Below are 21,654 nucleotides of genomic sequence, written 5' to 3' on the forward strand. Positions count from 1 at the left end.
TCGGCGGCCTGCATGATGTAGGTCACTGAAAGTTGCTGGGGGGTGGTGGCCCCGCCAGCACTAGAAGGGAGCATCGACTGCCGTACGGAGGAGGCAGTCAATGCACCTGACCGGAGACAGCCGTTATGGATCGTGCACGGGCCGCCCGGCCCTGGCTGGGCGAACAGTCCCGCCGCGATCCGTGGCGCGCGGATGAGGCACTACAACCCGCCGAGGACGACGCCGACGACGGGCATGAGCAGCGCGAGGATGAGGCCACCCGCGCGCGGCGGGAGAAGATCGAGCGCCTGGCCGCCGACGTCGACCTGCACCTGCGCCTCGCGCTGATCGGGTTTACCGGGCCGGAGTATCGCGAGTTCCAGACCGAGCTGACCCGCTACGGCCTTGACGTGATGACCGGCTGGCTACGCACCGGGAAGATCTTCGCCAAGATGAACGAGGCCCGCCTCGGGATCGCCCACCCACCCGAGGGCGCTCTCGACCGGGACGCTCAGGACGAGCTCGCAGGGGAGACCGTCGCGATCGCGTTGTACCGGTTCCACCACGACGTCCTGCTGCGCGGCAAATGGGATCCGCGCAAGGGCGCCAGCCTGACTACGTACTTCATCGGCCAGTGCAAGATCCGTTTCGCCAACATCTACAGGGCCTGGCTGGACAAGGAGACCGGCGGCGCGCTGCTGGTCGACCCCACCGCCGCAGACCCGGGCATCGACGCACCGACCGCGGCGATCGACGGCCCCGAGTGGAAGGCGGTGGCACGCGGCTACATCCGGCGGGGTACCCGCGCCGTGCGCGACCCACGTGTCCACCGCGCGCTGGAGCTGATCGCCGCTGACCACACCCAGGCCGAGATCGCCGTCGACCTCGGCCTATCAGAGAAGACGATCGAGCGGATGCTCGCCAACAACCGCGACCGGATCAGGAAGCTGGGAATCGCATGACACCCCCATCACGATCGCCGAAGTCAGCGTCCTCGACGCCGTCCATGTCGGTGCTCATCGCCCGGTCCTCGCTCGGCGCCCGGGACGCCCGCCAGGCCCGCGCGCGCGTCGACGTCGACGTCGCCCACCGCATCGTCGACCGCGCCGCTCGGCGCCCCGCCGCCGTCCGGCCACAACATCTTGGGGGGTAAACCGAGAAATGGCACTACACCTTCGGTGTCGACGCAATCTCAACCCGGGACTGCGCGGCGTGAACAGGAAGGTTCAGGCCATGTCCCGCTCCCCCCGCTCCGGATCCGCGCGCAGCGCGATCACAGGCCGCTACGTCACCGCTACCGCTGCGGCCCGGCACCCGCGCACCACGGTCACCAACGCCGTGGGCGCCAGCCGGGCGACCGGCACCGCGCATCGCAGCGCGATCACAGGCCGCTACGTCGCCGAGGCGACCGCGACCCGGCACCCGCGCACCACGGTCACCGAGAACCGGTGACCCCCGGTCTGCACCTGGGGCTCCATCCGAGCGGTCGTCCCCCGGCGGCCGCCACTCGATCACGACGAAAGGCACCACCATGGCTGAGGGCGACATCCACACCAGCAAACAGGGCGACCGCTGGGTGAACAAGGCCGAGGGCAACCAGCGCGCCTCCAACAGCGCACCGACGAAGGCGGAGGCACAGGCCGCAGGCCGGGAGATGGCCATCGACCGTGGGGTCGAGCACGTCATTCACAACCAGGACGGCCGGATCGGCGAGCGCAACACCTACCCCCGCAGCCGCGACCCCAAGAACTCGAAGGGCTGACCGCTCCGACGTCGCGGACCGTCGAACAACCGCCGGGTGACAGAGAACCCCCTCCATCACCCGGCGGTTTCGTCTTGGTTCCGGCCCACCGCGCCGGAGGGTCAGATGCTGGCCACGTCGGTCGTGCACGATCCGCTGCAGGTGATCGTGCACTCGGACGGGTCGAGCCCCGGAGGTCGCCTGGCTACTCGTCCGGCTGGCTGCCGCCGTGATGCCGTGATGCCGTGATGCCGTGTCTGAGGGAGGCCTGGTGACCGCGTCCGCTGCGCGCCGCCGGCTACCGACCACGCGACGACCACCTGGCGAGCGCGCGACGGCCACGGTCGTCCGCGCCGCCAATCGACTCCGGTCCCGCCGCGCACCCAGCCTGGGATTGATCCGCACCGCACCCCGACCCGCCGTGTTGATCTCCGGTGTGGCACATCCGTGGCACACGAGCACGAAAAACGGTGGTTGACGCCGGCAGACGCCGGAAGGCATCTGCGCAGGTCAACCACCGTTTTGCGGACAGCTCAGCAGGTCAGAAACCTGCAGGAATCAGACGTCGTAGTAGAGCGCGAACTCGTACGGGTGCGGGCGCAGCCGCAGCGGGTCGATCTCGTTCTCCCGCTTGTAGGCGATCCAGGTCTCGATCAGGTCCGGGGTGAACACGCCACCCTCGAGCAGGTAGTCGTGGTCCTCCTCGAGCTTGTCGATGACCGCGCCCAGGCTGCCGGGGACCTGCGCGATGTCCTTGGCCTCCTCGGGCGGGAGCTCGTAGAGGTCCTTGTCGATCGGCGCCGGCGGCTCGATCTTGTTCTTGATCCCGTCGAGTCCGGCCATCAGCATCGCCGAGAAGGCGAGGTACGGGTTGCCGGACGAGTCGGGGCAGCGGAACTCGACGCGCTTGGCCTTCGGGCTGTCACCGGTCAGCGGGATCCGGATGCAGGCCGAGCGGTTACGGGCCGAGTAGACCAGGTTGACCGGTGCCTCGAAGCCGGGGACCAGGCGGTGGTAGGAGTTCACCGTCGGGTTGGTGAACGCCAGCAGCGACGGCGCGTGGTGCAGCAGGCCGCCGATGTAGTGGCGCGCGATGTCGGACAGGCCACCGTAGCCGGACTCGTCGTGGAAGAGCGGCTGGCCGTCCTTCCAGAGCGACGAGTGCACGTGCATGCCCGAGCCGTTGTCGCCGAACAGCGGCTTCGGCATGAAGGTCGCGGTCTTGCCGTTCTGCCACGCCACGTTCTTCACCAGGTACTTGAAGAGCATGACGTCGTCGGCCGCGCGCAGCAGCGTGTCGAACTTGTAGTTGATCTCGGCCTGGCCCGCGGTGCCGACCTCGTGGTGCTCACGCTCGACCTCGAAGCCCGACGCCTGCATGGTGCTGACGATGTCGGCACGCAGGTCGGCGTAGTGGTCGACCGGCGGGACGGGGAAGTAGCCGCCCTTGTAGTTGACCTTGTAGCCCAGGTTGCCGCCGGCCTCGTCGCGGCCGGTGTTCCACCAGCCCTCGGCGGAGTCGATGTGGTGGTAGGCCTGGTGCGGGTCGGTGCCGAACCGGATCGAGTCGAAGACGTAGAACTCGGCCTCGGGCGCCATGAACGCGGTGTCGGCGATGCCGGTCGCGGTCAGGTACTCCTGCGCCTTGCGCGCCACGTTCCGCGGGTCCCGGGAGTAGGGCTCGCCGGTGATCGGGTCGTGGACGAAGAAGTTGATGTTCAGGGTGCGGTGCTTGCGGAACGGGTCGACACGTGCGGTCGAGGGGTCCGCGTGCAGCGCCATGTCGGACTCGTTGATCGCCTGGAAACCGCGGACGGAGGAACCGTCGAACGCGGCGCCGTTCTCCAGGAGGTCGCCGGCCGTCTTGGCGGGGACGGTGAGGTGCTGCATGACGCCGGGCAGGTCGCAGAACCTGATGTCGACGTACTCGACCTTCTCGTCCGAGATGTACTTGAGTACCTCTTCGGCGTTGCTGAACACTCTCTCGGGCTCCTTCGATCGCTGGTGGAGATCGTGGGCGACGGTAGGAGTGCCGTGTTGCCCACCCATCACTCACCTGTTTCGCCGACGTTAACTGAACCGACCGCGACGACGATCACAATCGTCCTGCATGTCCGGTAGTGGCCGACGGCGGCTGTCCCGCTGCGACGCCTAGGCTAGAAGGCATGGCCCGCTGGATCGAGTCCTGGCTTCCCGGTTCACCCGTCGGCCCCGCTCCGGAGCCGGGTGGCTACCCGGGACAGCGCTTCGGTCTGCCCGAGACCGGGCACTACTCGGTGGCGGGTCTCGGCCGACGGATCGGCGGCGTGTGCATCGACTGGGCACTGGCGTACCTGCTGGTGCTGCTGGTCGCCGGCGCCGACGCGATCGGTACCCCGGACTTCAGCTGGGGTGTGCTCGGCGCGTGGTTCGTGATCACCGCACTGATGGTGTCGGTGTTCGGGATGACCCCGGGACACATCGCGCTCGGAATGCGGGTCGCGCGCACGGACATGGCCCAGTACGTGGGCGTCCCGCGGGCGCTGCTGCGCACCGCGCTGATCGCGCTGGTGCTCCCGCCGTTCCTGCGTGACCCGGACGGCCGGGGCTGGCAGGACCGCGCGAGCACGACGATCGTCGTGCGTGTCGTGCGCGGCTGACGCTCCGCCCTCGACTCCAGGGCCGGATTCGCAGGCCCGGATTCGCCGGGCCGGACTCTCAGCGGCGGCGGACGGTGCGCTGGATGCTGCGCATCTTCGCGCCCTGGGGGAGCGGGCCCTTCGGCATGGCGGCCGTCCGGTTGCCGAGCGCGTTGAGCTTGTTCTCCAGCGAGTCCATCTCGGCGGCGGAGATGTTCCGCGGCAGCTTCATGAGGTGACGCTGGAGCTTCTTCAGCGGAACCTGACCGTCGTCGTTGCCGACCAGGATGTCGTAGATCGGGGTGCTGCCGGCGACCCGCGCGGTGCGCTTCTTCTCCTGCGCGATGAGGCTCTTCACCCGGTGCGGGGCCCCCTCGGCGACGAAGATGATCCCGGGCCGCCCGACGACCCGGTGCACCGCGTCGAGGTGCGTGGTTCCCGCGATGCCCTGCGTGATCCGCCACTGCCCGCGCATGTTGTCCAGCGCCCAGCCCGCTGCACCCGGCTGCCCGTCGGCCTTGGTGTAGATCGAGCGCTGTACCCGGCGCCCGAACACGCTGAACGCCCCCAGCGCACCGATCATCACGCCGAACGGGACGAAGAGCCAGGTGAGCCCGAAGAGCCAGCCGATGAGGGTGACCAGCGCGATCGCACCGACAAAAATGCCGATCATGATCGGGAGGAGTTTCTTGTCCTCCTTGCGCTGCATCTGGAACGCCTGCCAGATCTGCTGGCGGCGCTGCTTCGACGCGGCCTTCTTCGCGGCCTTGCGCGCCTTCTTTTCTTCGGGCGTGGGCTTGCGGGGCTTGCCGGGCATGTGCCCAGCCTACGTCCCCACCGTGATCAACGGTACGCGGAGGTGGTCAGCTGCGGGCGAGCAGCGAGCTCGCTTCCTGGGAGGCCGGGCCGGACTCGGCGAGGTGTGCCAGGTCCGGGTGCAGCTGCTCGCCGCGGTGCGCGACGGTCTGGGCGTAGAGCCGTCCGGCCCGGTAGGACGAGCGCACCAGCGGGCCGGCCATGACGCCGGCGAAGCCGATCTGTTCGGCGGCGCGCGAGTGTTCGACGAACTCCTCGGGCTTGACCCAGCGTTCGACGGGGTGGTGGCGTTTGGTGGGGCGCAGGTACTGGGTGATGGTGATGATCTCGCAGCCGGCGTCGTGCAGGTCGTGTAGTGCGCTGGTGACCTCGTCGGGGGTTTCGCCCATGCCCAGGATCAGGTTGGACTTGGTGACCAGGCCCTTGTCCCGGGCCTTGGTGATGACCTCGAGGGAGCGTTCGTAGCGGAACGCGGGGCGGATCCGCTTGAAGATCCGGGGGACGGTCTCGAGGTTGTGTGCGAGGACCTCGGGGTGGGCGTCGAAGACCGGGCCGAGCTGGTCGTCGCGGGAGTTGAAGTCGGGGATCAGCAGTTCGACGCCGGTGCCGGGGTTGAGTGCGTGGATCTGGCGGACGGTCTCGGCGTAGAGCCAGGAGCCGCCGTCGTCGAGGTCGTCGCGGGCGACGCCGGTGACGGTGGAGTAGCGCAGGCCCATCTGCTGGACCGATTCGGCGACCCGGCGGGGTTCGTCGCGGTCGAGGTCGGTGGGTTTGCCGGTGTCGATCTGGCAGAAGTCGCAGCGCCGCGTGCACTGTTCGCCGCCGATGAGGAAGGTGGCTTCGCGGTCTTCCCAGCATTCGTAGATGTTGGGGCAGCCGGCTTCCTCGCAGACCGTGTGCAGGCCGCCGGAGCGGACCAGGCCCTTGAGTTCGGTGTACTGCGGGCCGGTGCGGGCGCGGGTACGGATCCAGGAGGGCTTCCGCTCGATCGGGGTCTCCGAGTTGCGGACCTCGAGGCGGAGCAGCTTGCGGCCTTCGGGTGCGACGGTCACGGCTACACCGTACGCCCGGGGTCCGGTGTGATGCCGGTCGCGGCGGCCGTGACGTGCCACAACCGACCGGCCAGAACCGGGTCCTGCGCGGCGGTGGAACGGCGCGCCGGGCCGGGCGGTCCGTGCATCTCCCCGGGGCCGGACGGACCGATGTGGTCGCCGCCGTGCACCGGCCCGGTCGCGGCGGCCAGCTGAGGTCCGATGCCCTGCTCGACCGGCTGGACGAGCCACCGGTCGAGCAGGCCGTACACGTGCCCCTTCCAGGCGCCGCGCCCGCCGCGCCGGAAGGAGTTCGCCAGCAGCGACGACTCGGTCATCCCCGGGTGCGCGGCCACCGACAGGACCGGATCCCCGGCGAGCCGCAGCCTGCGGTCCAGCTCGGCGGCGAACAGCAGGTTCGCCAGCTTCGAGGCCCCGTAGGCGGCGTTCGGCGAGTAGCGGCGCGCCCGCCAGTGCAGGTCGTCGACGTCGAGCCGGCCGGTCCGGTGCCCGAGACTCGTGGTCGTCACCACCCGGGACGGCTGCTCCCGGTCACCGGCGGCGCGCAGCGCAGGCATGAGCAGCCAGGTCAGCGCCGCGGGGCCGAGATGGTTCGTACCGATCTGCAGCTCGAAGCCGTCCGTGGTCTCCGCACGCGGGCCCATCGCGACGCCGGCGTTGTTGACCAGCACGTCCAGCCGGTCGCCGGTGCGCTCCCGGATCTCGAGCGCGGCGGAGCGCACCGAGGACAGGTCGGCGAGATCGAGCAGTACGAGCTCGCCGCCGGCCCGCTCCGCCGCGAGCTGGCCCCGGTTGGTGTCCCGGGCCGCCATCAGGACCCGGGCGCCGGCCCCGGCCAGCGCGCCGGACAACGCCAGGCCGAGCCCCGACGTCGTACCGGTGACGAGCACCGTGCGGCCGGCGAGATCGGGGAGCGGATACACAAGCGGGGACGGTAGCGGGCGCGGACCGGCGGGCCGCGGCTACCGTGCGGCATCGTGGACTTCCGGATCTTCACCGAACCCCAGCAGGGCGCGAGCTACTCCGAGCTGCTCCGGGTCGCCCGTGCGACGCAGGACGCCGGCTACGACGCCTTCTTCCGCTCCGACCACTTCCTGGCGATGGGCGACGGCACGGGCCTGCCCGGACCGACCGACGCCTGGGTGACCCTCGCCGCGCTCGGCCGCGAGACCGAGCGGATCCGGCTGGGCACGCTCGTCACCAGTGCGACGTTCCGGCTGCCCGGGCCGCTCGCGGTGGCCGTCGCGCAGGCCGACGAGATGTCCGGCGGCCGGATCGAGCTCGGCATCGGCGCGGGCTGGTTCGAGGCCGAGCACGCCGCCCTCGGGATCCCGTTCCCGCCGCTCGGGCAGCGTTTCGAGATCCTCACCGAGCAGCTGGAGATCCTCACCGGGCTGTGGGCGACGCCGCAGGGCGGACGGTTCGACCACCGGGGCACGCATTACACGATCACCGACTCGCCGGCACTGCCGCGCCCGGTGCAGGACGCCCCACCGGTCGTCGTGGGCGGGAAGGGCAAGCGCCGGACGCCCGCGCTCGCGGCCCGCTTCGCGTCCGAGTTCAACGTGCCGTTCCAGGAGCCCGACGCGGTCGCCGCGCAGTTCGGCCGGGTCCGCGACGCCTGCCGCGCGATCGGCCGCGACCCGGCCGAGCTGACCTACTCGGTGGCCCAGATGCTGTGCCTGGGCCGCGACGACGCCGAGATCGCCCACCGCGCCGCCGCGGTCGGCCGGGACGTCGCCGAGGTGCGTGCGAACTGCCTGGCCGGCACCCCCGACGAGGTGGTCGACCAGCTCGGCCGCTGGTCCGAGCGGACCGGTGCGACCCGGTTCTACCTGCAGATCCTCGATCTGTCCGATCTGGACCACGTGGAGCAGTTCGCCACGTCGGTGATGGGGCAGCTCGGCTGAGCGCGCGGGGCGCGGCTCAGGTGCCCAGTTGGCCGCCGACGTCGGCGGCCGCGGTCAGCAGCGCCAGTGTCGGCACCACGGCTCGCGGCGCGATCCGGTAGCTGCCGCGGCCGTCCTGCTCGACGAGCCCGGCGTGGGTCAGCGCCTTGAGGTGGTGGTAGAGCTGCCCGGTCGAGGCCAGCTCGGCGACTTCGGTCAGCTCGGCCGTGCCGCGCGGGCCGTGCAGCAGGCCGCGGACGATCCGGACCCGCACCGGATGCCCGAGTGCGGCCAGTACCGCGGTGCGCGGCTCGTCGTCGAGGGCGAGCGCGGCGCCGGCGTCGTACTCGACGGCCCAGCTGACCTCACCGTGCAGCGCGACCTCGCCGGAGTAGCGCACGACGCCGGCGCCCGTCGATGCAGCGCCCGCGCCCGTCGATGCGGTGCCCGCGCCCGGAGACGCGGCACCCGTGCCGGCGGGCACGCTGCCCGCATCCGCGGACGGACTGCATGCTGCGGGAGCCGGTGCCAGCGCCCCGTCCAGCCGGCGCTCGAGCAGCTCGACGCGACGCTCCAGATCGGCCAGTCGGTCCTCGGTCACTCCACTATTCTACGGAACTACGGAGAAACGGTCGATCAGCCGAGGCCGCTCATCAGATCGACCATCCGGGCGACCGGATGCTCGGCGACCGGGAGCCGCCCGTCGATCGCGTCGAGCACGGCGGTGGTCACGGCGTCGGCGACGTCGTCGACGGTGATCTCACGGCCGAGTTCGGTGCTCAGCGTGGTGACGCCGGCGTCGGCGATCCCACAGGGCACGATCCGGCCGAAGTCGCCCAGGTCGGCGTCGCAGTTGATGGCGAACCCGTGCTGGGTCACCCCGCCGGAGATCCGGACCCCGATCGCGGCGACCTTGCGCTCCGGGCGCAGCCCCTCGGCGGGCAGCCACACCCCGGACCGGCCCTCGACCCGGCCGGCCGTCGTGAGTCCGAGATCGTGGCAGACCCGGATCAGCGCCTCCTCCAGCCGCCGGACGTAGTCGACGACGTCCATCGGCTCGTTCAGTGCGACGATCGGGTAGCCGACCAGCTGCCCCGGCCCGTGCCAGGTGATCCGGCCGCCACGGTCGACGTCGATCACCGGGGTGCCGTCCTGCGGCCGGTCCTCCGGCCGGGTCCGGCGGCCCGCGGTGTAGACGGCCGGGTGCTCGAGCAGCATCAGCACGTCCGGCCCGGTGCCCTCCTGGCGGGCCGCGGCGTGCGCCCGCTGGGTGTCCCAGGCGGCGAGGTACTCGACGAGCCCCAGCCGGTCCACCCGGACGGCGTCGGTTCCGGCACGGCAGCTCTGCTGAGGATCGGGCATGCCCCGAGATTACCCCCGTGACCGCCCCGCACCGAGGCGTGCCAGCACCGCCTGCGCCGCGCGCCGTCCGCTGACCAGCGCGCCCTGGGTGGACGGGGTGTCCCGGTGGTCACCCGCGACGAACAGGTTCCGGCCCAGGTCGACGTCGCGGCGCACCGGCCGCCCGGCCTCCAGCAGCGGCAGCGCCTCGTCGATCCGCGCGGTGTGCAGGTGCTCCCAGTCGTCGGTCGGGGCCGCCCAGATGCGGGCCAGCTCACGGCGCACGACCGGCTCGTCGATCCCGCTGCCCTCCGGTGTGCCGACCACCGACGACGCCACCAGCGGGCGCCCGTCGGCCGAGTAGCCGGGCGCGACGGCCGTCATGACCACGCTGTTCACCACCGGGCCGCCGGTGCCGTCCAGGTGCAGCAGCGCCGCCGCAGCCGGCGCCTGCCGGGGAACGTGGAAGTAGGTGGTCAGCGCGTTCATCCGGGGCTCGGCGACACCGGGCAGCAGCGCGGCCGCGGTGCGCGGATCGGCGGCGACGAGCACCGCGCGGGCGCGCAGTGTGCCGTCGTCGGTGTGCACCGACGGCGCCTCCCCGCCGTGCACGGCGTGCACCCGGGTGTGCAGCGAGACGGCGCCGGCGGGCAGCGCGGCGGCCAGCCGCCGGGGCAGCGCCTCGATCCCGTCGTCGGGGACGACGATCGTGCCCAGCGCGAAGCTGCGCCACACCAGCCGGACGAACGCGGCCGAGGTCTCCAGCGCCGGATCGGCCAGCACCCCGGACAGGAACGGGCGCAGGAACCGGTCGGTGACCGCTCCGCCGATCCCGGCCGCGTCGAGGTCGTCGGCGGCCGAGCGGTCGATCAGCGTCGCGGTGCGTGCCGGGGGAGAGGCCAGCACCCGCGCCGTCCAGGCGACCAGCTTCGCCTTGTCGAGCGGGCCGAACAGATCGTCGGCGGCGGTCGCCGGGGCGGACGCCGGCCGGCGCAGCGGGTTGACGAACCGGTGCAGCTCACCGTCACCGGCGCGGACGGCGGCGCCCGGCTCGAAGGCGCGGACGGCGAGCGAGTCCATGCCGTGCGGAGCCAGTGCCGCCAGCAGCGCCGGGTACGACGAGTTCAGCACCTGGAACCCGCGGTCGCAGCGGAAGCCGTCGACGACGTCGGTCGCCATCCGGCCGCCGACCCGGTCGGACGCCTCCAGCACCCGCACCGACAATCCGTGCCGGTGCAGGACGGCTGCCGCGCGCAGCCCGGCGAGGCCGGCGCCGACGACCAGGACGTCCGGCGGGGTCACGTGCCGACCGCGGCCGACAGCGCGTCCCCGACGGTGTGGTGGCGGAACCGGAACCCGGCGTCGAGCAGCGCCTTCGGCACCGCGCGCTGCCCGCTGAGCAGCGTCTCCCGGCCCAGCTCACCGAGCACGGTGGAGACCACCGGTGCCGGGACCGAGAACGGTGTCGGCCGTCCGACCGCCTCGCCCAGCTCCCGGGTGAACTCGGCGTTGGTGACCGGCACCGGGCCGGTGATGTTGGCGGGGCCGGACAGCGACCCGGTCTCCACGGCGAACCGCAGCGCGGAGACCTGATCGTCCAGCGAGACCCACGGCATGTACTGGGTGCCCTTGCCGATCCGGCCGCCGAGGAACCCCCGGAACAACGGGCGCAGCATCGCCAGCAGCCCGCCGGACGGCGACAGCACCAGCCCGGTCCGGATCAGTACGACCCGGGCGCCGGCGTCGGCGGCGGGCGCGGCGGCCGCCTCCCAGTCCCGGCAGACATCGGCCAGGAAGCCGCTGCCCGACGGCGCCGACTCGTCGGTGACGTGGTCACCGGTGTCGCCGTAGTAGCCGACCGCGGAGCCGCTGACGAACGCCGGGACGCCGTGCCGGGCCACCGCGGTGGCGAGCACATCGGTCGGCACATTGCGGGAGTCGCGGATCAGCTGCTTGCGGGCCCCGCTCCACGGCCGGTCGGCCAGCCCGGCCCCGTTGAGGTTGACCACGGCGTCGACGCCGTCCAGCGTCCCGTCCTCGATCGTCCCCGCCGGTGGGTCCCAGCCCCGTTCGTCCGGTGCGGCGGGCGAGCGCCGCACCAGGCGCAGCACCTCGTGGCCCGCCCCCCGTAGATGGGCGACCAGGGCGGTTCCGATCAGACCGGACGAACCGGCTATGACGACGCGCACGGCGGCGATCCTTCCCGGTTCCGGGCCACGGCGCGACCCGGCGGGCGGCGATGGTGATCACCCGATCGCCCGACGGTGGTACGGGCGCGGCCCGCCCCGGGGGAACCGGGACGGGCCGCGACCGCCGTGTGCGGGGGAGTTGTCGCCTACAGGCCGAGCTCGGCCTCGAAGGCGCCCTCCTCCAGGCGTGCCCGGACGGCGGACAGGAAACGTCCGGCGTCGGCACCGTCGACCAGGCGGTGGTCGTAGGTGAGCGGCAGGTAGCAGACCGAGCGGACGGCGATCACGTCGTCGCCCTCGGGGCCGGTGACGACCTTCGGCTCCTTCACGATCGCCCCGGTGCCGAGGATGCCGACCTGCGGCTGGTTCAGGATCGGGGTGTCGAACAGGGCGCCCGCGGAGCCGATGTTCGTGATCGTGAACGTGCCGCCGGACAGCTCGTCCGGGCCGATCTTGGCGTTCCGGGTCCGGGCGGCGACATCGGCGATCTTCTTGGCGATCCCGGCCAGCGACAGGTCGTCGGCGTCCTTGATCACCGGGACGAGCAGGCCGCGCGGGGTGTCCACGGCGATGCCCATGTGCACCGAGCCGTGGTAGGTGACCTGCTTGTTGTCCTCGGAGATCGAGGCGTTGACCGACGGGAACGCCTTGAGCGCCTCGATCGTCGCCTTCGCGATGAAGGCCAGGAAGGTGAGGTTGGCGCCCTCGCGGCGCTTGAAGTCCTCCTTGACCTTGTTCCGCAGCTTGACGATGCGGGTGAGGTCGACCTCCTGCACGGTGGTGAGCTGGGCGGACACCGCCAGCGACTCGTTCATCCGCTGGGCGATCACCTGGCGCAGCCGCGGCAGCTTGACGGTGGTGCCCGGCTGCGGGCCGTCCTCCGGCCGGGTCGGCACGGTCTGCGGCTGCTTCGGCGCACCACCGGACGCGGCCGGTGCGGCCGGGGCCTCGGCGGCCGGGGCGGACTTCTGCTCGGCCGCGGCCAGCACGTCCTGCTTGCGGATGCGGCCACCGACGCCGGAGCCGGTCAGCGACTCCAGATCGACGCCGTGCTCCTGGGCCAGCTTGCGGACCAGCGGCGTCACGTAGGGCCGGTCACCCGATCCGTTGGACGACGACGCGCCACCCTGGGTGTCGGTGGACCCGGCCGGCTGGGACTGCTGCTGCTTCGGGGCCTCGGCCTTCGGCTGCTCGGCCTTCGGCTCCGGCTTCGGCTCGGGCTTCTTCTCCGCGGCCGGCTCCTCCTTCTTCGGAGCCGGGGCCTCCTCCTTCGCCGGGGCCTCCTGCGCGGGGGCGGACGACTCCGCGGGGGCGGCCGAACCGTCGCCGACGAGGGCGAGCTGCGCGCCGACCTCGACGGTCTCGTCCTCGCCGACGGTGTGCTCGAGCACGGTGCCCGCGACCGGCGACGGGATCTCGGTGTCGACCTTGTCGGTCGAGACCTCCAGCAGCGCCTCGTCCACGTCGACGGTGTCGCCGACCTGCTTGAGCCAGCGGGTCACGGTGCCCTCGGTGACCGACTCGCCGAGCTCGGGCATGGTGACCGGCGTCCCGGACCCGGACCCGCCGCCCGACGATCCGCCGGGCTCCTGCTTCGGCGCCGCCTCGTGCGCGGGCTCCGGCTCCGGCTCGGGCTCCTCGGTGGCCTGCTCCGTCTGCTCGGTGGCCTGCTCGGCCCCACCGGATCCACCGGCGTCGCCGTCGGACTCGTCGGCGTCGCCGATCACGGCGAGCTCACCGCCGACCTCGACGGTCTCGTCCTCGCCGGCGATGATCCGCTTCAGCACCCCGGCCGCGGGGGACGGGATCTCGGTGTCGACCTTGTCGGTCGAGACCTCGAGCAACGGCTCGTCGACCTCGACGGTGTCGCCCTCGGACTTGAGCCAGCGGGTGACGGTGCCCTCGGTGACACTCTCGCCCAGAGCGGGCATCTCTACGGTGACGGCCATGTCGGGTGGAGCTCCTCTTGTTCCGCGTGGGTGTTCGGGTCTGGGATGGGGCGACCGGGATCAGCCGTGGGTGTGCAGCGGTTTCCCGGCCAACGCGAGGTGGGCCTCGCCGAGCGCCTCGCTCTGTGTGGGGTGGGCATGGATCAGTGCGGCGACATCGGCGGGGAGAGCTTCCCAGTTGTAGATCAGTTGCGCCTCCCCGACGAGCTCGCCGACCCGTGAACCGACCATGTGCACGCCGACCACCGGGCCCTCGGCGCCGGCCGCACCGGCCTGCACGAGCTTGATCGCCCCGGAGGTCTGCAGGATCTGCGACCTGCCGTTGCCCGCCAGGTCGTAGGTGAGGGTGTGCACCTCGTCGTACCGCTCGCGGGCGGCGTCCTCGGTCAGCCCGACCGAGGCGATCTCCGGATCGCAGTAGGTCACCCGCGGGACGCCGTCGTCGGACAGCGGGGTGGGTGCGAGCCCGGCGATGTCCTCGGCCACGAAGATCCCGTGCGCGAACCCGCGGTGGGCCAGCTGCAATCCGGGGGTGACGTCGCCGACGGCGTAGACGCCGTCCAGGTTCGTCCGCAGCCGCTCGTCGACGGTGACGAACCCGTCCGACATCGCGATCCCCGCCTCGGCGAACCCGTGGCCGGTGGTGTTGGGGCCGCGGCCGACCGCGACGAGCAGCAGATCGGCCTCGATCTCCTCGCCGTTCTCCAGCGAGACGGTGACGGTGTCGCCGGAGCGGACGGCCTTGCTCAGCCGCACACCGGTCCGGGCGGTGATCTTCCGGCGGCGGAAGGCACGGCCGAGCTGGCTGGAGCAGAACTCGTCCTCCGCGGGGACCAGCCGGGGGAGCGCCTCGACGATCGTGACCTCGGCCCCGAACGAGCGCCACACGCTGGCGAACTCCACGCCGATCACGCCGCCGCCGAGAACCACGACCCGCTCCGGGACCCGGTCCAGGGTGAGCGCGGCGTCCGAGGTGACGATCCGGTCGTCGAGCTCCAGACCGGGCAGCGAGCGGGCGTACGAGCCGGTCGCCAGCACCACGTGCCGCCCCCGGTAGCGCCGGTCGCCGACCCGCACCACGCCGGGGCCCTCGAAGGTCCCGGCGCCGTCGACCACGGTGATCCCGCGGGACGCGACCAGGCCCTGCAGGCCCTTGTAGAGGCGCCCGACGACGCCGTCCTTGTAGGCGTTGACGCCGGCCATGTCGACGCCGTCGAAGGTCGACCGGACACCGACCTTCGCCCCGTCACGGGCACCGTCGGCGATCTCGGCGGCGTGCAGCAGCGCCTTGGTCGGGATGCAGCCGCGGTGCAGGCAGGTCCCGCCGACCTTGTCCTTCTCGACGAGGACGACCGAGAGTCCCAGCTCGGCGGCGCGCAGTGCGCAGGCGTACCCGCCGGAGCCGCCGCCCAGGATCACCAGGTCGGCCTGCACGGCCTCGCCGGCGCCGCTCTCCGAGCTCGTCTCGGACACCGATCAGCTCCCTCCCGGTCACGTGCGGCAGGGTCTCCACCGCCGTGACGCCGCAGTGCGGCGTCCATCTTGTCACTACCCGCCCGGTACGCCAGTGCGGGTCTCGGGAGCAGATCATGCTCCTCGCGCGTTGTACTGACGGATCACGTGTGTCCGTTTCGCCCGCCCGGGGGGTACGGATGTCGTACGAACCGACGAGAGGGTGACGCCCATGGGCCTGTTGGACAGGTTCCGTTCCCGCCGGTCCTCGGGTGCCGGCAAGGCCCCGGACGCCGAGACCTACCTGCGGGAATGGACGAATGCGCGGATCGGGGTGGAGGCCTTCGTCGAGCCGCGCACGACCGTGACCGAGACGACCGTGGTGTTCGTCGCGCACGACGGCGAGTGGACCCGGCGGCGGGTCGGGAACCCGAACCGGGCCAAGAAGCTGGCCCGCTCGATGCAGATCCCGATCTACGACGTGCAGTTGGTCGGTTACCCGAAGCGGATGCGCGACCACGACGCGCGGGAGCGGGCGCTGCGTAAGAAGGCCAAGCAGGAGGAGATGCTGCGCCAGCTGCGCGAGAAGGACCGCGACCGGTAGCGCTACGCGCGCAGCGAACGCGCCTTGCGGGCACCGATCGCGCGCATCGCGGGCTCCAGCCGCAGGGCCGGGCCGGGGATCAGCGCGGTGAGCCGCAGCACCGCACCGCGCCAGGCCGGCAGTGTCCGGTACACGCGGTGCGTGCCGAACATCCCGACCAGGCCGTGCGCGACCTGCTCGGCGGTGACCAGCGTCCCGGACCGGACCAGCGCCTGTGCCTGGCCACCGGGCGCCATCCCGCGCAGCAGCTCGGTGTTGACGCCGTCCGGGCAGACGGCGTGCACCCGGATCCCCTCCCGGCGGACCTCGGAGGCGAGTCCGGAGACCACCGACAGCGCACCGGCCTTGGACGCCGCGTACACCGACAGCCCGGGGACCGGCCCGAGCGCCGAGAGCGACACCGTCACCCCGATCTCGCCGCCGTGCGCGACGCCGGCGGCGGCCTGCTCCCGGAACGCCGCGACGGCGGCCCTCGCACCCCAGATCGGGCCCAGCAGGTTCACCTCGACCAGCGCCCTGGCGTGTGCCTCGGACAGCTCGGTCAGGGCGCCGTCGAACCCGACGCCCGCGTTGGCGATCCAGGCGCCCAGCGGGGCGAGCCCGCGGGCCCGGTCGGCGATCGCGCGCGCGTCGACCGGATCGGTGACGTCGTGCGCGGTGCCGTCCGCGGCACCGATCCGCTCGGCGGTCGCCCGTGCGGCGTCCGCGTCGAGGTCGGTGACGAGCACCCGGTAGCCACGATCGACCAGCTCGGTCGCGATCGCCTCACCGATGCCGCGGGCGGCGCCGGTGACCACGGCGGAACGGGGAGCGTGCGCGGGGATCTCGTGCCGGCGGCGTCGCATGGCCGGGAAGTATGCCCTACCCGCTGGTAACCGACCCGTGGACGGAACTCCTCCCGACGGTGCCGAGCAGGACCAGCGCGGCCACGGTGTAGACGCCGCCGAGCACGGTCCAGGCGAGCGGGCCGTGCGCGGTCACCTCCCACCCCACCAGCACGATCGTGGTGCCCAGGTGGAACCCGCCGTGCACGCCGGCCGCGGCCCAGATCGAGCCGGTGACCAACACGGTGACGCCCGCGAGCAGCCCGAACCCGAACGGGATCGCCAGGTAGGCGATGTGGTCGAGGAGTGAGGTCTGGCCGCCGGAGGAGAACAGGTGGATCAGCGTGAACGCCACCGTGGAGACGGCGAGCCCGACCACCGGGCGGTCCCGCAGCATCGTGAGCAGCCAGCCGCGGAACAGCAGCTCCTCCGGGATCGCCTGCAGCAGGAAGGCCTGGCCCAGCACCACCAGCAGCACCGCGACCGGGGTGGCACCCTCGGTGACCGGCCCGCCGTCCACCGGCGTGAGCGATCCGGTCGCGGCGAGCACCCCGGCGGCTGCGAGGAACAGTCCGATCCCGGCGGCCGTACCGGCGAGCAGCCGGCCGGGCACCGGCCGCGACCAGCCGACGTCGCGCAGCCGCAGCCGTTCCATCCGGCGGCACCACAGCCACACGGCCGCGACGACGAGCACACACACCAGTACCTGGCCGGTGAGCTGCAGGGCGACCGCGACGGCCTCCGACGCCGGCGTCGGCAGGACCGCCGTCGCGGCGCCCACCAGCAGGTTCGCCCCGAGCAGCAGACAGACGGCGATCAGCACCCGGATCGTCATGCCGACCGCGCCGGTGCTCAGGACCGGATGTGCGGATCCCGGTGTCGAGGCGTCCACCGGGCGCACGGTACCGGCTCGGACGATGGGGCCGAGCCGAGCGGCACGGGCCGGGGAGATCCTCAGCCGTTCGCGGCGACGTCCTCCAGGAAGGCGATCAGCGTCCGCACCGGCACTCCCGTGCCGCCCTTGGTGGTGTAGCCGCGCGGCCCTCCGGTGTTGTACGCCGGACCCGCGACGTCGATGTGCGCCCACGGCACACCGGCCGGCACGAACTCCTTCAGGAACAGCCCGGCCAGCAGCATCCCGGCGAACCGCTGCCCGCTGACGTTGGCGAGGTCGGCGACCCGGGAGTCCAGGTCGGAGCGCAGGTACTCGGGCAGCGGCATCGCCCAGCCGTCCTCGCCGGTGGCGACGGCGTGCCCGGCCACCCGGTCCCGCAGGTCGTCCGAGCCCATGATCCCGGCGGTGCGCAGCCCCAGCGCGACCTGCTGGGCCCCGGTCAGCGTCGAGGTCTCCACCAGGTAGTCGGGGTCGTCCTCACCGGCCCGGACGAGCGCGTCGGCCAGGATCAGCCGGCCCTCGGCGTCGGTGTTGAGCACCTCGACGGTCCGGCCGCCGTACATGGTGAGCACGTCGCCCGGCTTGTACGCCGTCGAGGACGGCATGTTCTCCGCCATCGGCACGGTCGCGGTCACCGCGACCGGCAGCTCCAGCTTCGCCGCGAGCACCACGGTGGCGACCACGGCCGCCGCGCCGCCCATGTCCGAGGTCATGTCGGCCATCCCGGCGTTCGGCTTGAGCGAGATGCCGCCGGTGTCGAACGTGATGCCCTTGCCGACCAGCGCGACCTTCCGTGCGGGCGCGGCGCCGCCGTTCCAGGTCAGCCGCACCAGCCGCGGCGGGTTCGACGAGCCCTTCCCGACCCCGGTGATCCCGCCGTAGCCGTTGTCCCGCAGCCGCTCGTCGTCGAGCACCTCGGTGACCAGGCCGGCCCGCTCGCCCAGCGCCACCGCGCGGGCCGCGAACGTCTCCGGGACCAGCACGTTCGGTGCGGTGTTGACCAGGTCGCGGGCGGTCGCGACGGCCTCGGCGACCAGCGCCGCCCGGCGGACGAGCTCGTCGGCGACGCCGGTGAACGTCCAGGACGCCACCGGTGCCGACCCGGCGTCGGTGCTGGAGCGGTGCGCGTCGAACCGGTAGCCGCCGAGCAGCGCGCCGACCACGGCGGCCTCGGCGGCCTCGGCGCCGGCGGCGCCGAGCGTGCTCACCACGCCGGGGGTCCCGGCGAGCGTGCGGGCCGCCGCACCGGCCGCCCGGCGGATCCGGTCGGCCGCCGCCGCGTCGTCGCCGGCCTCGCCGAGCCCGACCGCCACCAGCCGGGGCGCGGACACCGCCCCGCGGGTCGGCAGCGAGACGACCTGCTCGACCTTGCCGGTCGCGCCGACCACCCGCAGCAGCTCGGCGAGCTCACCACCGAACGCGGCGTCGACGTCGGCGGCACCGGCGGCGAGCACCGGCGGCGCGCCGGTGGTCTCCGCGCCGTCGGCGGACGCCGCCGGGTGCAGGCCGATCACCAGCGCCCCGGCCTCGACGGTGGACGGCGACGCGGTCGTCGCGGCGGTGTCCGGGATGGTCGGTTCGGCGGTCGGCACGGGGAGCTCCTCGGTCGTGGACGGTCGGATCGGTATCGGACGGGTGGCCTCGCGAACCGCTCGTGCACACACGGTGACCAGCACACGTGTCCCGTGCGCCGGGCGGGTGGGGAGCGGCGCGGTGAGACCGGACCGAGATGGTAATGACACCCCCGCGGCGCCGCGCGGCACAGGGTCGAATGGGAAGGTGATCGGGTGCCCCGCCCCCCGTACCGGATACCGATCGCGACCGCGGTCGTCGTCGCTCTCGCGGCGATGTTCGGTACCGGTCTGTATGCGGCGCTGGCCCCGGCCGCCGCCGCGGCGGGCCCGTGGTTCCCGCTGGGTGTGCTGCTGGCCGGGCTCGTCGCGCTCGGCGTGGTCGCCTCGACCGCGCACCTGGCGACCGCCCGCCCGGCCGGCCCGGAACCGGCCCGCGACGACCTGCCCGCACCCGCGGTGCGGCTCGGCGCGGTGGCCCGGCTGGTGTCGCGGGCGGCGGCCGCCGCCGCGGCCGCCGGTGTCTTCGGGGCCTACGTGCTGCCCACCCAGCCGCTGCCGGTCGCGGTGGTCGCGGTGCTCGCCGTCATCGGGGTCAACGCGGCCGGGGTCCGGGTCTCACCGGCGGCATCCGGTGGCCTGGTCGTGGGGACGCTGCTGGTACTGGCACTGGTCGCCGGCGTCGGACTGATGACCGATGCGCCGGAGGGCGCCGGGCCGTCGTCGGCGATGCCGGCCAGCGAGCTCGCCGCCGGTGCCGTCGCGGACGGGGCGGGAACCCCGGACGACCCGGTCGCCGGGACCCTGCAGGCCGCGGTCGAGCCCGGTCCGCTGGGGGTGCTGACCGCCGCGGCGTTCGCGTTCTTCGTCTATACCGGTCTGTCCCGGGTGGCCGAGCTCGGTGGCAGCCTGCGCGACCCGATGCGGGCGATCCGCCGCGCACCGGCGATCGCCGTGCTGGTGACCACCGGGCTGCTGCTGGTGCTCTCGCTGGCGCTGATCCACGGGCTGGGCGTCGAGCGGCTGGCGGTGTCGCCGACCCCGCTCGCGTCGCTGATGGACACCGGCGGCAGCCCGGCGCTGGGTGTGCTGGTCCGGATCGCCGCGGCCGCGGCGACCGCCGCCGCGCTGCTCGGGGCGCTGTCCAGGGCCGCGTCGGGGGCCTCCCGGCTCGCCGTCGGCGGGGAGCTGCCCGGCTTCCTCGGCCGGGGCAGTGCGCGCGGCACGCCGTGGGTCGCCGATCTCGTGCTGGGCGGACTGACCCTGCTGGTCACACTGGCGGTCGGGCCGCTCACCGCCATCGCGATCGCGGTGGGCGCCGCCCTGGTGCACCACGTCCTGCTGCACCTCGCCGTGCTGCGGCTGCCGGGCCGTCCGGCCTCGGTGGCGTTCGTGGCAGGCGCGGGCGGCACCGGCTGTCTGGTGCTGATCGCGGCGCTGCCGCTGTGGCCGCTGCTGGCGACGGCCGGCGCGCTGGCGGCGGGCTGGGTGCTGTGCGCGGTGTCCGCGCGGTCCGCCGCCGCCCGGGGCAGGCCGGAGGAGACCGGCCCGGTCGATCCCGAGGAACGCGCCGCCTGAGGCACTAGGGTTCGCTGGCGTGACCGACGATCTTCTGCCCAGCCCGCTGCACGACCGGCACGTCGCCCTCGACGCCACCCTCGGCGAGTTCGGCGGCTGGTCCATGCCGATCTCCTACCCGGGTGGCACCGTCGCCGAGCACACGTCGGTACGCGAGGCCGCCGGGCTGTTCGACGTCAGCCACCTCGGCACCGTCCCGATCACCGGGCCCGGCGCCGCGGCGCACGTGAACACCTGCCTGAGCAACGACCTGGGCCGGATCGGCCCGGGTCGGGCGCAGTACACGCTGGCCTGCAACGAGTCCGGCGGCGTGATCGACGACATGATCATCTACCTGGCCGCGGACGACGACCTGCTGCTGGTCCCGAACGCCGCCAACTCCACCCGGATCATCGCGATGCTGCAGGACGGCGCCCCCGACGGGGTCACCGTCACCGACCGGCACCGCGAGCTCGCGGTGCTCGCCCTGCAGGGGCCGCGCTCGGCGGAGGCGCTCGCGGCAGCGCTCGGTGCGGCCGGCGCCGCGGTCGCGGACCTGGACTACATGTCGTTCACCGACATCGAGGGCGGCACGGTGCGGGTCTGCCGGACCGGCTACACCGGCGAACACGGCTACGAACTGGTGCTCGACGCCGAGGCGGCCCCCGCCCTGTGGGACGCGCTGCTCGACGCGGTCCGCGCGGTCGGCGGCGGCCCGTGCGGCCTGGCCGCACGCGACACCCTGCGCACCGAGATGGGTTACCCGTTGCACGGCCACGAGCTGTCCGAGGAGATCAGCCCGGTGCAGGCGGGCAGCGCCTGGGCGGTCGGCTGGGACAAGCCGTCGTTCTGGGGCCGGGAGGCGCTCGTCGCCGAGCGGGCGGCGGGCCCGGACCGCCGGCTGCGCGCGCTGCGGGCGACCGGCCGCGGCGTGCCCCGGGCCGGCATGACCGTGCTGGACGGCGAGGGCGGGACCCCGGTCGGGACCGTCACCTCGGGCACCTTCTCGCCCACCCTGAAGGCCGGGATCGCGCTCGCACTCGTCGACACCGACCCGAAGGTCTCGCCCGGTGACGCACTGGTGATCGACGTCCGCGGGCGGGCGCTGCCGGTCGAGGTCGTGAAGCCGCCCCTGGTGGAGTCGCACGTCCGATGACGGCGATGTGACCGGCGTGCG

At 73.1% G+C, this 21,654-nt stretch carries 21 protein-coding genes; 8 read left to right on the plus strand and 13 right to left on the minus strand.

Annotated features, from left to right (window positions below; translation table 11 throughout):
• Nucleotides 1–125 precede the first annotated feature (125 nt).
• The 3 genes from Pdca_RS12160 to Pdca_RS12170 all read left to right on the plus strand — a co-directional run bounded on the left by Pdca_RS12160 (nt 126) and on the right by Pdca_RS12170 (nt 1,741).
• On the plus strand, nt 126–941 hold the full coding sequence (locus Pdca_RS12160; RefSeq protein WP_085914916.1) for a helix-turn-helix domain-containing protein: 816 nt from the start codon (nt 126–128) through the stop codon (nt 939–941).
• Nucleotides 942–1,212: 271 nt separating this feature from the next.
• Nucleotides 1,213–1,431, plus strand: a complete 219-nt coding sequence (locus tag Pdca_RS12165; protein ID WP_085914915.1) for a hypothetical protein — start codon at nt 1,213–1,215, stop codon at nt 1,429–1,431.
• 79 nt (nt 1,432–1,510) lie between these two features.
• Complete coding sequence (locus tag Pdca_RS12170; RefSeq protein ID WP_085914914.1) at nt 1,511–1,741, plus strand: DUF2188 domain-containing protein; 231 nt, start codon at nt 1,511–1,513, stop codon at nt 1,739–1,741.
• Nucleotides 1,742–2,278: 537 nt separating this feature from the next.
• Here the strand turns inward: Pdca_RS12170 and glnA are convergent.
• The gene (gene glnA / locus Pdca_RS12175) at nt 2,279–3,700 is read right to left on the minus strand and encodes a type I glutamate--ammonia ligase (protein ID WP_085914913.1); all 1,422 of its coding nucleotides are present in this window, start codon (nt 3,698–3,700) and stop codon (nt 2,279–2,281) included.
• Nucleotides 3,701–3,885: 185 nt separating this feature from the next.
• On the opposite strand from glnA, the gene Pdca_RS12180 reads away from it, so the two are divergent.
• Nucleotides 3,886–4,359, plus strand: a complete 474-nt coding sequence (locus Pdca_RS12180; RefSeq protein WP_085914912.1) for an RDD family protein — start codon at nt 3,886–3,888, stop codon at nt 4,357–4,359.
• A 58-nt stretch (nt 4,360–4,417) separates the two neighbouring features.
• Here the strand turns inward: Pdca_RS12180 and Pdca_RS12185 are convergent, their stop codons facing one another.
• From Pdca_RS12185 to Pdca_RS12195, 3 genes are read right to left on the minus strand one after another with little or no spacing between them, the layout of a single operon-like run.
• Nucleotides 4,418–5,155 carry a DUF4191 domain-containing protein gene (locus Pdca_RS12185; protein WP_085914911.1) on the minus strand — a complete coding sequence of 246 codons (738 nt, stop codon included), beginning with the start codon at nt 5,153–5,155 and terminating at the stop codon, nt 4,418–4,420.
• A gap of 46 nt (nt 5,156–5,201) precedes the next feature.
• Nucleotides 5,202–6,206 carry a lipoyl synthase gene (lipA, locus tag Pdca_RS12190; protein WP_085914910.1) on the minus strand — a complete coding sequence of 335 codons (1,005 nt, stop codon included), beginning with the start codon at nt 6,204–6,206 and terminating at the stop codon, nt 5,202–5,204.
• A gap of 2 nt (nt 6,207–6,208) precedes the next feature.
• Nucleotides 6,209–7,129 (minus strand): SDR family NAD(P)-dependent oxidoreductase, encoded by a 921-nt coding sequence (locus Pdca_RS12195; protein ID WP_085914909.1) that lies wholly within the window; start codon nt 7,127–7,129, stop codon nt 6,209–6,211.
• Nucleotides 7,130–7,183: 54 nt separating this feature from the next.
• Between Pdca_RS12195 and Pdca_RS12200 the strand changes: the two genes are divergently transcribed.
• On the plus strand, nt 7,184–8,116 hold the full coding sequence (locus Pdca_RS12200) for an LLM class F420-dependent oxidoreductase (RefSeq protein ID WP_085914908.1): 933 nt from the start codon (nt 7,184–7,186) through the stop codon (nt 8,114–8,116).
• A 16-nt stretch (nt 8,117–8,132) separates the two neighbouring features.
• Here the strand turns inward: Pdca_RS12200 and Pdca_RS12205 are convergent, their stop codons facing one another.
• From Pdca_RS12205 to lpdA, 6 genes are all read right to left on the minus strand, one after another.
• Entirely contained in the window at nt 8,133–8,696 is a 564-nt protein-coding gene (locus tag Pdca_RS12205; protein WP_232021540.1) for an ArsR/SmtB family transcription factor, read from the minus strand.
• Nucleotides 8,697–8,731: 35 nt separating this feature from the next.
• Entirely contained in the window at nt 8,732–9,457 is a 726-nt protein-coding gene (gene lipB / locus Pdca_RS12210) for a lipoyl(octanoyl) transferase LipB (RefSeq protein ID WP_085914907.1), read from the minus strand.
• A 9-nt stretch (nt 9,458–9,466) separates the two neighbouring features.
• Entirely contained in the window at nt 9,467–10,738 is a 1,272-nt protein-coding gene (locus Pdca_RS12215; protein ID WP_085914906.1) for an NAD(P)/FAD-dependent oxidoreductase, read from the minus strand.
• Nucleotides 10,735–11,625: a TIGR01777 family oxidoreductase gene (locus Pdca_RS12220; protein ID WP_085914905.1), complete on the minus strand. Its 891-nt coding sequence runs from the start codon at nt 11,623–11,625 to the stop codon at nt 10,735–10,737. The genes Pdca_RS12215 and Pdca_RS12220 overlap by 4 nt, the downstream gene beginning before the upstream one ends.
• Nucleotides 11,626–11,771: 146 nt before the next feature.
• Entirely contained in the window at nt 11,772–13,574 is a 1,803-nt protein-coding gene (sucB, locus tag Pdca_RS12225) for a 2-oxoglutarate dehydrogenase, E2 component, dihydrolipoamide succinyltransferase (protein ID WP_085914904.1), read from the minus strand.
• Between the two features lie 60 nt (nt 13,575–13,634).
• Entirely contained in the window at nt 13,635–15,047 is a 1,413-nt protein-coding gene (lpdA, locus tag Pdca_RS12230) for a dihydrolipoyl dehydrogenase (protein ID WP_232021541.1), read from the minus strand.
• 211 nt (nt 15,048–15,258) lie between these two features.
• Between lpdA and Pdca_RS12235 the strand changes: the two genes are divergently transcribed.
• Nucleotides 15,259–15,630, plus strand: a complete 372-nt coding sequence (locus tag Pdca_RS12235; RefSeq protein WP_085914903.1) for an oxidoreductase — start codon at nt 15,259–15,261, stop codon at nt 15,628–15,630.
• A gap of 2 nt (nt 15,631–15,632) precedes the next feature.
• Here the strand turns inward: Pdca_RS12235 and Pdca_RS12240 are convergent, their stop codons facing one another.
• The 3 genes from Pdca_RS12240 to Pdca_RS12250 form a co-directional block, all read right to left on the minus strand.
• On the minus strand, nt 15,633–16,475 hold the full coding sequence (locus Pdca_RS12240; protein WP_085914902.1) for an SDR family NAD(P)-dependent oxidoreductase: 843 nt from the start codon (nt 16,473–16,475) through the stop codon (nt 15,633–15,635).
• 16 nt (nt 16,476–16,491) lie between these two features.
• Entirely contained in the window at nt 16,492–17,346 is an 855-nt protein-coding gene (locus Pdca_RS12245; RefSeq protein WP_085914901.1) for a CPBP family intramembrane glutamic endopeptidase, read from the minus strand.
• Between the two features lie 62 nt (nt 17,347–17,408).
• Nucleotides 17,409–18,941, minus strand: a complete 1,533-nt coding sequence (locus Pdca_RS12250) for a leucyl aminopeptidase (protein ID WP_269462854.1) — start codon at nt 18,939–18,941, stop codon at nt 17,409–17,411.
• 195 nt (nt 18,942–19,136) lie between these two features.
• On the opposite strand from Pdca_RS12250, the gene Pdca_RS12255 reads away from it, so the two are divergent.
• Nucleotides 19,137–20,498: an APC family permease gene (locus Pdca_RS12255; protein WP_085914900.1), complete on the plus strand. Its 1,362-nt coding sequence runs from the start codon at nt 19,137–19,139 to the stop codon at nt 20,496–20,498.
• A 19-nt stretch (nt 20,499–20,517) separates the two neighbouring features.
• Nucleotides 20,518–21,633 (plus strand): glycine cleavage system aminomethyltransferase GcvT, encoded by a 1,116-nt coding sequence (gcvT, locus tag Pdca_RS12260; protein WP_085914899.1) that lies wholly within the window; start codon nt 20,518–20,520, stop codon nt 21,631–21,633.
• Nucleotides 21,634–21,654: the final 21 nt, after the last annotated feature.

The organism is Pseudonocardia autotrophica (assembly GCF_003945385.1).
GTDB classification, from domain to species: domain Bacteria; phylum Actinomycetota; class Actinomycetes; order Mycobacteriales; family Pseudonocardiaceae; genus Pseudonocardia; species Pseudonocardia autotrophica.

What these genes read in the sequence shown, in the direction of transcription:
- Pdca_RS12160 (WP_085914916.1), top strand. Translation starts at nt 126, where the DNA reads ATGGATCGTGCACGGGCCGCCCGGCCCTGGCTGGGCGAACAGTCCCGC.
- Pdca_RS12165 (WP_085914915.1), top strand. Translation starts at nt 1,213, where the DNA reads ATGTCCCGCTCCCCCCGCTCCGGATCCGCGCGCAGCGCGATCACAGGC.
- Pdca_RS12170 (WP_085914914.1), top strand. Translation starts at nt 1,511, where the DNA reads ATGGCTGAGGGCGACATCCACACCAGCAAACAGGGCGACCGCTGGGTG.
- Pdca_RS12180 (WP_085914912.1), top strand. Translation starts at nt 3,886, where the DNA reads ATGGCCCGCTGGATCGAGTCCTGGCTTCCCGGTTCACCCGTCGGCCCC.
- Pdca_RS12185 (WP_085914911.1), bottom strand. Translation starts at nt 5,155, where the DNA reads ATGCCCGGCAAGCCCCGCAAGCCCACGCCCGAAGAAAAGAAGGCGCGC.
- lipB (WP_085914907.1), bottom strand. Translation starts at nt 9,457, where the DNA reads ATGCCCGATCCTCAGCAGAGCTGCCGTGCCGGAACCGACGCCGTCCGG.
- sucB (WP_085914904.1), bottom strand. Translation starts at nt 13,574, where the DNA reads ATGGCCGTCACCGTAGAGATGCCCGCTCTGGGCGAGAGTGTCACCGAG.
- Pdca_RS12235 (WP_085914903.1), top strand. Translation starts at nt 15,259, where the DNA reads ATGGGCCTGTTGGACAGGTTCCGTTCCCGCCGGTCCTCGGGTGCCGGC.
- Pdca_RS12240 (WP_085914902.1), bottom strand. Translation starts at nt 16,475, where the DNA reads ATGCGACGCCGCCGGCACGAGATCCCCGCGCACGCTCCCCGTTCCGCC.